14 protein-coding genes and 1 pseudogene are annotated in these 13,027 nt (G+C 62.8%); 5 read left to right on the top strand and 10 right to left on the bottom strand.

Going from position 1 to position 13,027, the window contains the following annotated elements:
* Positions 1-24: 24 nt before the first annotated feature.
* On the bottom strand, positions 25-813 hold the full coding sequence (locus tag HU742_RS02590) for a YfaP family protein (RefSeq protein ID WP_186645015.1): 789 nt from the start codon (positions 811-813) through the stop codon (positions 25-27).
* Positions 814-1,033: 220 nt separating this feature from the next.
* Between HU742_RS02590 and HU742_RS02585 the strand changes: the two are divergent.
* The 5 genes and pseudogenes from HU742_RS02585 to HU742_RS02565 all read left to right on the top strand — a co-directional run.
* Positions 1,034-1,294: pseudogene (locus HU742_RS02585) on the top strand (DUF4172 domain-containing protein); the annotation flags it as partial.
* Positions 1,295-1,541: 247 nt separating this feature from the next.
* Positions 1,542-1,784: an exodeoxyribonuclease VII small subunit gene (locus HU742_RS02580; protein WP_003185917.1), complete on the top strand. Its 243-nt coding sequence runs from the start codon at positions 1,542-1,544 to the stop codon at positions 1,782-1,784.
* Positions 1,781-2,668, top strand: a complete 888-nt coding sequence (gene ispA / locus HU742_RS02575) for a (2E,6E)-farnesyl diphosphate synthase (protein ID WP_186641077.1) — start codon at positions 1,781-1,783, stop codon at positions 2,666-2,668. The genes HU742_RS02580 and ispA overlap by 4 nt, the downstream gene beginning before the upstream one ends.
* Before the next feature lie 113 nt (positions 2,669-2,781).
* On the top strand, positions 2,782-4,680 hold the full coding sequence (dxs, locus tag HU742_RS02570) for a 1-deoxy-D-xylulose-5-phosphate synthase (RefSeq protein WP_186641076.1): 1,899 nt from the start codon (positions 2,782-2,784) through the stop codon (positions 4,678-4,680).
* A 76-nt stretch (positions 4,681-4,756) separates the two neighbouring features.
* On the top strand, positions 4,757-6,634 hold the full coding sequence (locus HU742_RS02565) for a TonB-dependent receptor domain-containing protein (protein WP_186641075.1): 1,878 nt from the start codon (positions 4,757-4,759) through the stop codon (positions 6,632-6,634).
* 35 nt (positions 6,635-6,669) lie between these two features.
* On the opposite strand, the gene HU742_RS02560 is transcribed toward HU742_RS02565, so the two are convergent.
* The 9 genes from HU742_RS02560 to ribBA form a co-directional block, all read right to left on the bottom strand.
* Positions 6,670-7,455 carry a cobalamin-binding protein gene (locus HU742_RS02560; RefSeq protein WP_186645014.1) on the bottom strand — a complete coding sequence of 262 codons (786 nt, stop codon included), beginning with the start codon at positions 7,453-7,455 and terminating at the stop codon, positions 6,670-6,672.
* The gene (locus tag HU742_RS02555) at positions 7,455-7,874 is read right to left on the bottom strand and encodes an MFS transporter (protein ID WP_186645011.1); all 420 of its coding nucleotides are present in this window, start codon (positions 7,872-7,874) and stop codon (positions 7,455-7,457) included. The genes HU742_RS02560 and HU742_RS02555 overlap by 1 nt, the downstream gene beginning before the upstream one ends.
* Entirely contained in the window at positions 7,871-8,488 is a 618-nt protein-coding gene (gene ribA / locus HU742_RS02550) for a GTP cyclohydrolase II (RefSeq protein ID WP_186614576.1), read from the bottom strand. Before ribA ends, HU742_RS02555 begins: the two co-directional genes overlap by 4 nt.
* A gap of 109 nt (positions 8,489-8,597) precedes the next feature.
* The gene (locus HU742_RS02545; protein WP_186641069.1) at positions 8,598-9,356 is read right to left on the bottom strand and encodes a substrate-binding periplasmic protein; all 759 of its coding nucleotides are present in this window, start codon (positions 9,354-9,356) and stop codon (positions 8,598-8,600) included.
* 11 nt (positions 9,357-9,367) lie between these two features.
* Positions 9,368-9,871 (bottom strand): phosphatidylglycerophosphatase A family protein, encoded by a 504-nt coding sequence (locus HU742_RS02540; RefSeq protein WP_186614572.1) that lies wholly within the window; start codon positions 9,869-9,871, stop codon positions 9,368-9,370.
* Positions 9,868-10,833, bottom strand: coding sequence for a thiamine-phosphate kinase (gene thiL, locus HU742_RS02535; protein WP_186641067.1), 966 nt, complete (start codon positions 10,831-10,833; stop codon positions 9,868-9,870). Before thiL ends, HU742_RS02540 begins: the two co-directional genes overlap by 4 nt.
* Before the next feature lie 16 nt (positions 10,834-10,849).
* On the bottom strand, positions 10,850-11,350 hold the full coding sequence (gene nusB / locus HU742_RS02530) for a transcription antitermination factor NusB (protein ID WP_186641065.1): 501 nt from the start codon (positions 11,348-11,350) through the stop codon (positions 10,850-10,852).
* Positions 11,347-11,823 (bottom strand): 6,7-dimethyl-8-ribityllumazine synthase, encoded by a 477-nt coding sequence (ribH, locus tag HU742_RS02525; protein ID WP_181288414.1) that lies wholly within the window; start codon positions 11,821-11,823, stop codon positions 11,347-11,349. Before ribH ends, nusB begins: the two co-directional genes overlap by 4 nt.
* A 107-nt stretch (positions 11,824-11,930) precedes the next feature.
* The gene (gene ribBA / locus HU742_RS02520) at positions 11,931-13,022 is read right to left on the bottom strand and encodes a bifunctional 3,4-dihydroxy-2-butanone-4-phosphate synthase/GTP cyclohydrolase II (protein ID WP_186641063.1); all 1,092 of its coding nucleotides are present in this window, start codon (positions 13,020-13,022) and stop codon (positions 11,931-11,933) included.
* Between the last annotated feature and the right edge of the window lie 5 nt (positions 13,023-13,027).

Here is a 13,027-nt window from a genome sequence, read left to right as displayed (position 1 = left end):
CCTGTTCATCCGTGGAGCGGATACTTAGTAGTTGAAAGTCTTGACCAGCAACAGATCGCCAATGGCGCGCAGGGGCACGACAAAGGTCTCGCGTTTTTCATCGACGGTGTTTTCGTTGAGCACCAGGTTGATCTGCGAGGTGATCACCTCGTTCTGGTTGCTGGTTTCATCGAAGTTGTAGCCGCCGCTGCCGTAGTTGCCCCAATAGTTCACGTAGACCAAATAGGTGCCGTGCATCGGCGCGGTCATGGTGAACATCTCGGGGCCGGGACCATCGACGCCGTCCGGGTCGAGGCCGCCGCCATTGCTCAGCGCCGGTTGGCCGAAGAAGGCATGTTGGCCGTCGGGTGTGACGATATGCAGGTCGAGCTCGGCTTTTGGATCGTCCCAGCCCAGCACCACGCGGATCTGCGCGGGGGTGCGCAGGTTATTGGCTTCATAGAATTGCACGCGCTTGAGGGACTGGCCTTCGGAGCTGCGCACCTCGACGCTGTTGGAGCCGGCGCCAAACGCATACGGCCGGGCGAAACGCCCCTCGTCGTCGGTATAGAGATTCAGTGGATTGCCGTTGACCGCCAGGCTATGGGGTTGGCGCGCCGTGCCCATGTCCTTGATCCGACCCTCGATCATCGTGCGATTGCGCTGCACGCCGCGGTCGATGGGCGGCGTGGGGTAGGCGACTTGCGGGTTTTCCGTACGATCGAGCAAGCCGCTGTAGCGCCAGCCGCCGACCGGCTCCGACAACTCAGCCGAAGGCGCGGCCCACGCCAGCGGCGCACCGAGCAACCCGATCAATAGAGAAAGAAAACGCACGTATGCCTCCTGCCATGCACGACGCAACCCGGCGCCCTTCCTCGGCGCTGATTGTCATTATTCGGGTTTCGTCTGGAGGCCCCGTCGCACGGGGCCGTAGATGGCGCGAAGAGTAGCCATTTGACGGATTTTTCACAATCGGGGAACACGCGATTCTGTGTGGGAAATCACGTACTGAGAAAGGCGTGAGCCGAATAGAGGATTTATTCGGCTCATTCATCTGGGCAAGACACGGTTCTGGCAGGCCCATCGCGCCTCAGCTCTCACCCCTGAACAGACCAAAGTGCTTAACCGGCTACTCGATGGAGGTGAAAAAGGGTTCGAACAGGGGATCAGTGCCGCTCAATACCAGGCCGTGGCCAAGGTCTCAAAGGCGACGGCAACGCGACACCTGGCGGAGCTGCTGGAAAAAGGCTGCCTGGCGCGGATGCCCGGTGGCGGACGCAGTACCCGGTACAGAATCAACTATCCCGCTGTTTGAGATCATTTGTGGCGAGGGGATTTATCCCCGCTGGGTTGCGAAGCGACCCCAAAGCTGAGGACTCAATCCAGCTGACACTCCGAGGTGTCAGCTTTTAGGGCTGCTTCGCAACCCAGCGGGGATAAATCCCCTCGCCACAGGTTTACCTCCTTGCTGATAGGGGTTGCAGCCTGGCGGCCCTGATTTGCCCCAAAACCCCATGTCTGCTAGTGTCGCGCCGGTTTAATAGTCAACCGGAATAGCCGCCATGGCCCGCAAAAAAGCTGCACTGGATTTCGAACAATCTCTGGCCGACCTGCAAACGCTGGTCGAACGGCTGGAGAACGGCGAATTGTCGCTGGAAGACTCGCTGACCGCCTTCGAGCAAGGTATCGGCTTGACTCGCGACTGCCAGGCGGCGCTGGCCCAGGCCGAGCAGAAGGTGCAATTGCTGCTCGAACGTGACGGCGAGCTGACCGAAGAGCCTTTCGACGCGGAACAGCCTGAATGATCGGCGCGTATCAGGCCAGCAGCCAGGCCCGGGTCAATGCCGCGCTGGACACCTTGTTCAGCGCCCCGAGCCCGGAACTGGCGCGACTGTACGAAGCCATGCGCTACAGCGTGATGAACGGCGGCAAGCGCGTGCGTCCGCTGTTGGCCTACGCAGCGTGCGAAGCCCTTGGCGGCAAGGCCGAGCAGGCCAACGGCGCCGCCTGCGCGGTTGAACTGATCCACGCGTATTCGCTGGTACACGACGACCTGCCGGCCATGGACGATGACGACCTGCGGCGCGGCCAACCCACCACCCACAAGCAATTCGACGAAGCCTGCGCGATCCTGGCCGGCGATGGCTTGCAGAGCCTGGCGTTCAGCGCCCTGCTCGACCCTGTCCTGAGTAACTGCCCGGCGCAGATTCGCCTGGACATGGTCAGCACGCTGGCGTTGGCCGCTGGTCCCGCTGGAATGGTCGGCGGCCAGGCCATCGACCTCGGCTCGGTGGGCTTGAAGCTGGACCAGGACGCCCTGGAATACATGCACCGGCACAAGACCGGCGCCCTGATAGAAGCCAGCGTCCGGCTCGGCGCGTTGGCCAGTGGCCGGGCAACGGTTGAACAACTGCAAGCCTTGCAAACCTATGCCCGGGCCATCGGCCTGGCGTTCCAGGTGCAGGACGATATCCTCGACGTCGAAAGCGATACCCAGACCCTGGGCAAGCGCCAGGGCGCCGATATCGCGCGGGACAAGCCGACCTACCCGGCCCTGCTCGGGCTCGACGCCGCCAAGGCCTACGCCCTGGAGCTGCGTGACCAGGCCTTGGCCGCGCTGCGACCGTTTGACGCGGCGGCCGAGCCGCTGCGCGAGCTGGCGCGTTATATCGTCGAACGACGCAGCTGATACAGGGTCAACCTTTCAGACTGCGTATCGGCCAAGTTCCGGCCAACGCGTGGGCAGCTTGCGATGCATAAGGTAAACTGCCGCCTCTTTCTATACCTATAACGATTCGCCTGATGCCGACGACGTTCCAAGAGATCCCCCGCACACGCCCGAGCACGCCACTGCTGGACCGCGCCAACACGCCGGACGGCCTGCGTCGCCTGGGTGAAGCCGAGCTGGAAACCCTGGCCGATGAGTTGCGCCTGGAACTGCTCTACACGGTCGGCCAGACCGGTGGGCACTTCGGCGCGGGCCTGGGCGTCATCGAGCTGACCATCGCGCTGCATTACGTCTTCGACACCCCGGATGACCGGCTGGTGTGGGACGTCGGGCATCAGGCCTATCCGCACAAAATCCTTACTGGCCGCCGCGACCGCATGGGCACGCTGCGCCAGAAAGACGGGATCGCGGCCTTCCCGCGCCGTTCCGAGAGCGAATACGACACCTTTGGCGTCGGCCATTCCAGCACCTCCATCAGCGCCGCCCTGGGCATGGCGATTGCCGCCCGCCTGCAGGACAGCGAGCGCAAGGCGATTGCCGTGATCGGCGACGGGGCACTGACCGCGGGCATGGCGTTCGAGGCGCTTAACCACGCTCCCGAAGTCAACGCCAACATGCTGGTGATCCTCAACGACAACGACATGTCGATCTCGCGCAACGTCGGCGGGCTGTCCAACTACTTGGCGAAGATCCTTTCCAGCCGCACCTACGCGAGCATGCGCGAGGGCAGCAAGAAGGTGTTGTCGCGCCTGCCCGGCGCCTGGGAAATCGCCCGGCGCACCGAAGAATATGCCAAGGGCATGCTGGTCCCCGGCACGCTGTTCGAAGAGCTGGGCTGGAACTACATCGGCCCCATCGACGGCCATGACCTGCCCACGCTGATCGCCACCCTGCGCAACATGCGTGACCTCAAGGGCCCGCAGTTCCTGCACGTAGTGACCAAGAAGGGCAAGGGTTTCGCCCCGGCGGAAGTCGACCCGATCGGCTACCACGCCATCACCAAGCTCGAACCGCTCGATGCCCCGGCCGCCGCGCCGAAAAAGGCCGGCGGACCGAAGTATTCCGGCGTGTTTGGCCAGTGGCTGTGCGACATGGCCGCCGCCGACCCGCGCCTGGTGGGCATCACCCCGGCGATGAAGGAAGGCTCGGACCTGGTGGCCTTCAGCGAACGCTACCCGCAACGTTATTTCGACGTGGCGATTGCCGAGCAGCACGCCGTGACCTTCGCTGCCGGCATGGCCTGCGAAGGCGCGAAACCGGTGGTGGCGATTTATTCGACCTTCCTGCAACGGGCTTACGACCAGCTGGTGCATGACGTGGCCGTGCAGAACCTCGATGTGTTGTTCGCCATCGACCGCGCGGGCCTGGTCGGCGAAGACGGTCCGACCCACGCCGGCAGTTTCGACTTGTCTTACCTGCGCTGCGTCCCCGGCATGTTGGTAATGACGCCGAGCGATGAAAACGAATTGCGCAAAATGCTCACCACCGGCCACCTGTTCAATGGTCCGGCGGCGGTGCGCTACCCTCGCGGCAACGGCCCGAACGCGACGATCGAAACTGACCTGGAACCGATCGAGATCGGCAAGGGCGTGATCCGTCGCCAAGGCAAGCAAACTGCCCTGCTAGTGTTCGGCGTGCAATTGGCCGAGGCGCTTAAAGTCGCGGAAAAACTCGATGCGACCGTAGTGGACATGCGCTTCGTCAAACCCCTGGACGAAGCCCTGGTACGCGAAATGGCCGGCAGCCATGACTTGCTGGTGACCATCGAGGAGAACGCCATCATGGGCGGCGCCGGCTCGGCGGTCAGCGAATACCTGGCCAGGGACAACATCCTCAAGCCCGTACTGCACCTGGGCCTGCCGGACACCTATGTCGAGCACGCAAAGCCTGCACAGATGCTGGCCGAATGTGGGCTGGACGAGGTTGGGCTCGAAGCGTCGGTGCGTCTGCGGTTGCAGTTGCTGGGTCTGTAAGTTCATCCAGCGCACGACCTTGTGGGGGCGGGTCTGCCCCACAAGGTCGGTGCAGACCCGACATTGCGGAACCCCCATGAAACTCCGTCTCGCCCTCACCCTTCTGCTACCCGCCCCCGATCTGCTGGCGGACACCTTCGAACGCGACCAAGCCCTGAAGCTGCCCGACATCGTGATCAGCGCCAACCGCCAGGTCGAAGCCCGCAACGACAGCAGCGCCGCCAATACCGTTTTCACCCGCGACGACATCGAACGCCTGCAACCCGCCAGCGTCACCGATCTGCTCAGCCGCGTGCCCGGCGTGCAGGTGGCGCCGCTGGGCGGACGCGGCAGCCTGCCGGGGATTTACATTCGCGGCACAAAATCGGCCCAGAGCCTGGTGCTGGTGGATGGCCAGCGTATCGGCAACGCCACGTCCGGCGACAGTAACTTGCAGCGCCTGAACATCAACCAGATCGAACGGGTGGAAGTGTTGCGCGGTTCGCGCTCGGTGATCTACGGCGCCGATGCGGTGGGCGGCGTGATTCAGATTTTCACTCGGCGCAGCAACGAACAAGGCCTGCAACCGCGCCTGCACCTGGGTGTTGGCAGCCAGCAGACTTGGGAACGCAGCCTCGGCCTGTCCGGCGGTGACCAGCAGACCCGTTTCAACCTCGGTGCGAGCCTGGACGAAACCGAGGGGAGCAATCGCACTCACCAATCCTACGCCAGCGACCGGGACGCCGATGCCAACCGCAACCAGTCCTTCAGCCTGAGCCTGAGTCATGCGCCCAGCGATGACCTGGAAGTGGGCCTGAACCTGCTGGATAACCGTGGCAAAAGCGAATACGACAATCCGTTCGGCCGTTTCGACCTCAACACCTTCGCGTCCCTGCCCCAACAGCCCTACAGTGAATTTGCAGTGAGCAGTTTCAGCGGCTATGTGGATGGACGGATCAACAACGGATGGAAATCGCGCCTCGAACTCGGCCATAGCGAGAACCGGGAGAAAACCTTCGACAAGCTCAGCGATGTACGCGAAACCTTCAACACCTACCGTGATTCGCTGACCTGGCAGAACGACGTGACGCTGGACGCGCGCAACAGCCTGGTCGTCGGCGGCGACTGGTATCAAGACCGCGTCAACAGCAGCACGCCGTTCGACGAAGACAGCCGCTGGAACCGCGCGGCCTTTATCCAGCATCGCTTCCAGGGCGAAAAATTCTCCACCGAACTGGGTCTGCGCCGCGACCAGAACCAGCAATTTGGCGGCCAGAATAGCTGGAGCGGCACCCTCACGCTGCCGTTGAACCCGGATAACGATCTGCTGCTGACCTACAGCGAAAGCTTCCGCGCGCCGACCTTCAACGACCTGTACTACCCGGACTTCAGCAACCCGGACCTTGCGCCCGAAACCGCCAGGAGTTATGAGCTGCAATGGCGCAGCCAACTGAGCGACAGCGCCCGCCTGGAAATGTCGCTGTACCGCACCGACCTGGAAGACGCGATCATCTTTGGCAGCAACTCGCGTCCGCAGAACGTTGCCTCAGCACGGATCAACGGGTTCGAAGCGGCCTTGCGACAGGAGTTGTTCGGCTGGCAGGGCAACCTGGGCCTGGCCATTATCGATCCACGCGATCATGACAGCGGCCACACCCTTGCCCGCCGCGCCCGCCGGACCTTGAGCCTGGATCTGGACCGGCAATTCGATCGCCTGGGCCTCGGCGCAAGCTGGCAAGCGGTGAGCGGCAGCTACGATGATGAAAACAACCGCAATGGCCTGGGCGGCTATGCCCTGCTCGGGTTGCGTGCAAGTTGGGCGTGGACCCGGGAGGTGAAGCTGGAAATGAAAGTGGATAACCTGCTGGGCAAGGATTACAGCCGGGCGCTGTATAGCCACGACGGGGCGCAATATGGTTATCGCGAAGAGCGACGGACCTGGTTGCTTGGCGTGACGTGGACACCGAGCCTCTGATCGGAACCCGTGCACCGCGATGACGACGTCGCGGCCTACCGGTGCGGCGCGATCAGCTCACACAACCGGGCAACGGCTTCGATCATCTGCCCGCTGGGCCGCTCCAATCCCTTGTCAGTGACCAGCAACAGCCGCCCCTGCGCCACCGGCCAGGCTTTCCAGGCATCGAGCTGCGCCTGGTCCGTGGCCAGGATCATTTGCGGTTTACGCTGCAACACCGACTCCACGCTCACCTGTGGCGCCGGCAGGTCCTGGTCGGCAAAGACGTTGTATGCACCGCAGGTGGCCAGCGCATCGCTGATGATCTGCCCGCCACCCACGGTGTACAACGGCCGGTCCCAGACCTGATAAAACACCGCCAATGGCGTGTCCCGCCGATAGCGCAGGCGCAGTGCCTCAAGACGCACGCGCAGCTGCGCGGCCCGCTGAGCACCCCGTTCCGGGCGGCCGAGTGTTTGGGCGATTTCTTCGATTTGCGTAATGAGTTGGTCGAGGCTGCGGGGTTCGGCGACGTAGACAGGGATGTGCAAACCCTTGAGCTGCTCGCGCTGGGCCGGGCCGACACTGCCAGGCCAGAGCAGGAGCAAATCAGGCTTGAGGCTGAGCAAGCGCTCCATATCCAGTTGGCCGTAGCGCCCCACCGAAGGCAGGTCCTTGAGGGCTGGTGGGCGATCGCCGCCGTCCAGCACGCCCACCAACAGGTCGGTAGAACCCAGTTCGACGACGATTTCAGACAGCGACGGCGCCAGGCTGACGACGCGGGAAGCCGCCGCCGTCGAGGCGCTGGCGGCCAGCAGCAGGACCGCCAGCCAAAGGCGCATCAGCCGAGCTGGCGCGGAATGCGATACAGGTAGAACAGCACGGCGGTGGATAGCGCCAACAGCATCAGCGGCACGGCTTCCAGACCGACAAATACTGCCAATGCGCCAATCCAGGCCGGCAAGCCGGCGGCCAGGAAGGCTGCGCGACGCCGGGCCGCGAGGGTGATCCAGGCCTGAGGCTCTTCAGGTGTATCGAGGGATTTTTGCGTGGCGATCAGGGCTTTTTTATAGCCACCGAAAAACCGCAGGCTGACAAACATCGACGCCACGCCGGCGATGAACAATGGCATCGCCAGCACCGGCAGAATCGCTTCGCCCTGGCCAAACACCGCGTTGATCACGAACAGCGGCAGCAAGGCCAGCGCCAAGTATTGCCACCAACTGACGGACAGCCGCCGCCGAACCTGACCGCGCGTCACGCCCGGTCAACCTCGCCCTGGTGCTCGTTGCCCATCATGTGGTCGAGCTTGCTGGCCTTGGTCGCCAGGTACAGTTTGTTGTGCGGGTTATGCCCGGTGTGCAACGGCACACGCTCGGCCACCACGATGCCCATGTCGGTCAATGCCTTGACCTTGCGCGGATTATTGGTCATCAACCGCAACGACTTGATACCCAGGTGTTCGAGCATCGGCTGGCAAATGCTGTAGTCGCGCATGTCGGCGGCAAACCCCAGGCGTTCGTTGGCTTCCACGGTATCGGCGCCGCCATCTTGCAGTTCATAGGCGCGGATCTTGTTCAGCAGGCCAATGCCGCGCCCTTCCTGGCGCAGGTACAACAGCACGCCACGGCCTTCGCGGGCAATGGCCTGCAGCGCGGCTTCGAGTTGCGAGCCGCAATCGCAACGCTGGCTGAACAAGGCATCGCCCGTCAGGCATTCGGAGTGCAGGCGACCGAGCACCGGAGCACCGTCGGCGAAATCGCCCAAGCTCAGCACGACGTGCTCGCGACCGGTGGTTTCATCGAGGAAACCATGCATGGTGAATTGCGCAAAGGGCGTTGGCAGCTTGGAAGCGGCAACAAAAACGACAGGCACCGGTGTGCTCCTGATCTAGTACTGGAGTTTCGCAGAGGCGGGCATTGTAACAGCAGGCTCCCGCAGACGCTTAGGCTGAATTATCGGCCATAAACATCAAAAAGTTTGATCACGGCTTCGGTGGTTTACCGTGCTCGTCGAAGGGATAGGGTTGCTTCCAGCGTTCGAAAATCGGTTTCAACTCGCCGCTCTTCGCCAGCACTTCCATGCGTCGGTCGAACAGCGCACGCAACACACGACCGTTTTCGTTGTTGGCGAAGCCCAGGTACAGCGGCAAGTTAATCAACGGCGAGAGTTTGAATTGCTTGGGATCGTCGGCCTTGGCCAGCACTTCTTCGATTTCCATCGACGCATCGATGTAAAAATCCGCTCGCTCGTGAATCAGCATCGGCAAGATACCCACCGACCGGTGGATCTCATTGAAACGCCGGATGTTAGGCAGGTAGTTGTTGTATTCGTACCCACGCATCCATACCAGCCGATAGTTGCCAATCGTCGCCAGGGTGGGCGTCGGCTTGGACGCCAGTCCCAAGGCATAGATGTGATCGACGTCGTAGTGCCACTTCGGGTACAGCACGCCTTCGGACTCATCCCGATAGGCGCCGACCTGCACGTCGACCTCGCCGCGCTGCACCAACCCGATCGAGCGGGTGTAGGGCACGCTGCGGATTTCCAGCTTGACGCCTTCAGGCTCGAACACCGCGCGCAAGATGTCCCAGCCCATGCCCTGGCCATCGGCCTGGGTGTAATCGGCCCACTCCTCGCTGGCCGCGCGAATCTTGCCCGGCAGCGGCGCCGCTTCGGCCACCCGGAAGCCGAGCAAGGCCCCGAAACACAGCAACAGCAGAAGTGCGCGGCTTACGCCCATGCCTCGATCCCTCAGGTGAAACACCACACCAACCCTTGCATTGCCAACCAGGCGAAGACGCCGGCCAGTACGTCGTCGAGCATGATGCCGACACCGCCGTGTACCTGCCGATCGATCCAGCGGATCGGCCACGGCTTGAGGATATCGAAGAAGCGGAATACCAGGAAACCCGTCAACAACCAGTACCAGCCTTCCGGCACCAGCCACAGGGTAATCCACATGCCGACCATCTCGTCCCAGACGATGCCTTCATGGTCGTGCACTCGCAGGTCATCCGCCACTTTGCCGCACAGCCAGAAGCCGAACAGCATGGTGATGCCGAGCATCAGCCAGTAGCCCCAATCGGGCAACATCTGCCACAACGGTATGAAGGGTAGCGCAACCAGCGAGCCCCAGGTGCCTGGCGCTTTGGGCAAGGTACCCGAACCGAAGCCGAACGCCAGGAAATGCCAGGGATTACGCCAGACCGAAGGCGGAACAAATTCTGCCGGAACCTGATTGGGATGATCTGTCACGGTGTCTCCCGAAAATGTTGGTAGCCCCGGATCTGTGGGGTAATGTCACGTCCGAGGCTGTCGACCAGCGTGACGCCCTGCCCCGCCGTGACACTGCCGACCACATGGATCGGCCAGCCTTCGACCAGAAGCCTCGACAATCGGACCGGCGGCAATGTGAACAGCAGCACGTAATCGTCGCCACCGCTCAGGGCGGCGTGTTCCGCGCCCGATTGGCCAAGCAGCGTCACCAGTGGCATGGACAGCGGCAACCGGTCCCGTTCAACCGTCAGTGCCACGCCGGACGCCAATGAGATATGCCCACAGTCGGCCAACAGGCCATCGGAAATATCCATCGCCGCGCTGGCCTTGCCTCGCAGCGCAAGGCCCAAGTCGATCTGCGGTCGCGGTGACCAGTAATGCGCCAGCAGCGGCTCGGCGACGTCAGGCTCGGCGCTACGCTCGCCAAGAACCAGCGGCAACGCGCCAGCGGCATTGCCCAACTCCCCGCCGACGCAGAGCAGATCGCCGGGCTGCGCGCCGTTGCGGGTCAAGGCCTGACCGGACGGCACGCGGCCGAAAACGGTCAGGGTCAGGCTCAGCGGCCCCCGCGTGGTATCGCCGCCGACCAATGCCACGCCGCAGGCCTGGGCCATCTGGCTCAAACCGCGAGCATAGGCCTGCAGCCAATCGGCGGCCACCGTTGGCAAGGTCAGGGCAAGGGTAAAGGCAAGCGGGTTGGCGCCCATCGCGGCCAGGTCGCTCACCGCCACGGCCAGCGAGCGCTGGCCGAGCAGGAACGGGTCGCAAGGGTCTGGAAAATGCACACCGGCCACGAGCGTGTCGGTGGAAACCGCCAGCTGTTCCCCGGGAGGAACGGCCAGCAAGGCGCAATCGTCGCCGATTCCGAGCGCTACTGCTTCGCCGCCTTGCGCACAGGGCGCGGCGGCGAAGTAATGACGGATCAGCTCAAACTCCCCCATGGGATTTCAAGCGCAATCAGCGCTTGAACGCCTTCACTTCAGCTTCACGCAGGCGCGGGGCAAGCTTGTCGAGGACGCCGTTGACGAACTTGTGGCCATCGGTGGAACCGAAGACTTTCGCCAGTTCGATCCCTTCGTTGATTACCACGCGATACGGTACGTCGACGCGCTGCATCAGTTCCCAGGTGGACAGGCGCAACACGGCCAGTTCAACCGGGTCCAGCTCATCGATGGTCAGGTCCAGGCAAGGTGCCAGGGCGATATCGATTTCGCTCTTGTGCGCCGGGACGCCATGGAGGATCTCGCGGAAGTACGCACTATCGACATCACTGAAATCGTTATCGACGCGAAACTGCGCTTCGATCTCGTTCAGCGACTGCTTGGCCATGTGCCATTGGTACAGGGCCTGGGTCGCGAGCTGACGGGCTTCGCGGCGCTTGACGCTCTTCGAAGGTTTGCCGGCATCGGCCGGCTTCGGATCGCGCGGATTGAAACGATCGCTTTCGTCGCTAATCACTTGGCCTCCAACTGCGCCAGCAGGCTGACCATTTCCAGGGCGGACAGGGCAGCTTCGGCACCTTTGTTACCGGCCTTGGTGCCGGAACGTTCGATGGCTTGCTCGATGGAATCAACGGTCAGCACGCCGAAGGCGACCGGTACGCCAAATTCCATGGACACCTGGGCGAGGCCCTTGGTGCATTCGCCGGCCACGTATTCGAAATGCGGAGTACCGCCGCGAATGACCGCGCCCAAGGCGATGATCGCCGCATATTCGCCCTTTTGAGCGACTTTCTGCGCAACCAGCGGGATTTCGAAGGCGCCAGGCGCGCGGATGATGGTGATGTCGCCTTCGCTCACGCCGTGGCGAACCAGGGCATCGACCGCACCGTCGACCAGGCTCTCAACCACAAAGCTGTTGAAACGGCCTACTACCAAAGCGTAGCGGCCTTTGGGGGCGATGAAGGTACCTTCGATGGTCTTCAGGGTCATTCGTCAGATCTCTTAAAGAGCCGGAGCGCGTTCTATACGCACTCCTCAGTGATATTAGTCTCGAATACAGCGCCGCAAATCCCGTCGATGCCGGAATCCGCAGGCCATTATTCGGAGGGCACGTATTCTACAACTTCCAGATCGAAACCGGATATCGCATTAAATTTCATCGGTGCGCTCATCAGACGCATTTTGCGTACGCCCAAGTCCCGCAGGATCTGCGAACCGGCACCGACGATGCTGTAGGTGGTCGGCTTTTTCACCGGTTGCTGCTCGGTGGTTTCGCGGATATGCGCCAGCAGCACGTCGCCGTCGAGCGGATGCCCGAGCAACAGCACCACGCCGCTGCCGGCCTCGGCCACGGCGGCCATGGCGGCGCGCAGGCTCCAGCGGCCCGGCTGCTTGACCATCAGCAAATCGCGCAGCGGGTCCATGTTGTGCACGCGAACCAGGGTCGGCTCTTCGGCGCATACGGTGCCCAGGGTCAGCGCCATGTGCACGTCGCCTTCCACCGAATCGCGGTAGGTCACCAGGTTGAACTGGCCCAGCTCGCTGTCCAGTGGCTGCTCGGCAATCCGCTGAACGGTACGTTCGTGGATCATCCGGTAGTGGATCAGGTCGGCGATGGTGCCAATTTTGATGTTGTGCTCAGCGGCGAAGGTTTCCAGTTCCGCACGGCGGGACATGGTGCCGTCGTCGTTCATCACTTCGCAGATCACACCGGCGGGCTCGAAACCGGCCATGCGCGCCAGGTCGCACGCCGCTTCGGTGTGGCCGGCGCGGGCCAGGGTGCCGCCGGCCTGGGCCATCAGCGGGAAGATGTGGCCGGGACTGACAATGTCTTCAGCCTTGGCGGCGGCAGCAGCGGCAGCCTGTACGGTTCGCGCCCGGTCAGCGGCGGAGATACCGGTGGTGACGCCTTCGGCGGCCTCGATCGACACGGTGAACTTGGTACCGAACCCGGAGCCGTTGCGCGGCGCCATCAGCGGCAGCTTCAGCAGTTCGCAGCGTTCGCGGGTCATCGGCATGCAGATCAGCCCACGGGCGTGCTTGGCCATGAAGTTGATGTGTTCGGCCTTGCAGCATTCGGCGGCCATGATCAGGTCGCCTTCGTTCTCGCGGTCTTCGTCATCCATGAGGATGACCATCTTGCCTTGGCGGATGTCTTCAACCAGTTCTTCGATGCTATTGAGCGCCACGCGGC

Source organism: Pseudomonas marvdashtae (assembly GCF_014268655.2).
GTDB lineage: Bacteria > Pseudomonadota > Gammaproteobacteria > Pseudomonadales > Pseudomonadaceae > Aquipseudomonas > Aquipseudomonas marvdashtae.
This window is presented reverse-complemented; position numbering and strand designations above follow the sequence as displayed.

What these genes read in the sequence shown, in the direction of transcription:
- HU742_RS02580 (WP_003185917.1), top strand. Translation starts at nt 1,542, where the DNA reads ATGGCCCGCAAAAAAGCTGCACTGGATTTCGAACAATCTCTGGCCGAC.
- ispA (WP_186641077.1), top strand. Translation starts at nt 1,781, where the DNA reads ATGATCGGCGCGTATCAGGCCAGCAGCCAGGCCCGGGTCAATGCCGCG.
- dxs (WP_186641076.1), top strand. Translation starts at nt 2,782, where the DNA reads ATGCCGACGACGTTCCAAGAGATCCCCCGCACACGCCCGAGCACGCCA.
- HU742_RS02565 (WP_186641075.1), top strand. Translation starts at nt 4,757, where the DNA reads ATGAAACTCCGTCTCGCCCTCACCCTTCTGCTACCCGCCCCCGATCTG.
- HU742_RS02560 (WP_186645014.1), bottom strand. Translation starts at nt 7,455, where the DNA reads ATGCGCCTTTGGCTGGCGGTCCTGCTGCTGGCCGCCAGCGCCTCGACG.
- HU742_RS02545 (WP_186641069.1), bottom strand. Translation starts at nt 9,356, where the DNA reads ATGGGCGTAAGCCGCGCACTTCTGCTGTTGCTGTGTTTCGGGGCCTTG.
- thiL (WP_186641067.1), bottom strand. Translation starts at nt 10,833, where the DNA reads ATGGGGGAGTTTGAGCTGATCCGTCATTACTTCGCCGCCGCGCCCTGT.
- ribH (WP_181288414.1), bottom strand. Translation starts at nt 11,823, where the DNA reads ATGACCCTGAAGACCATCGAAGGTACCTTCATCGCCCCCAAAGGCCGC.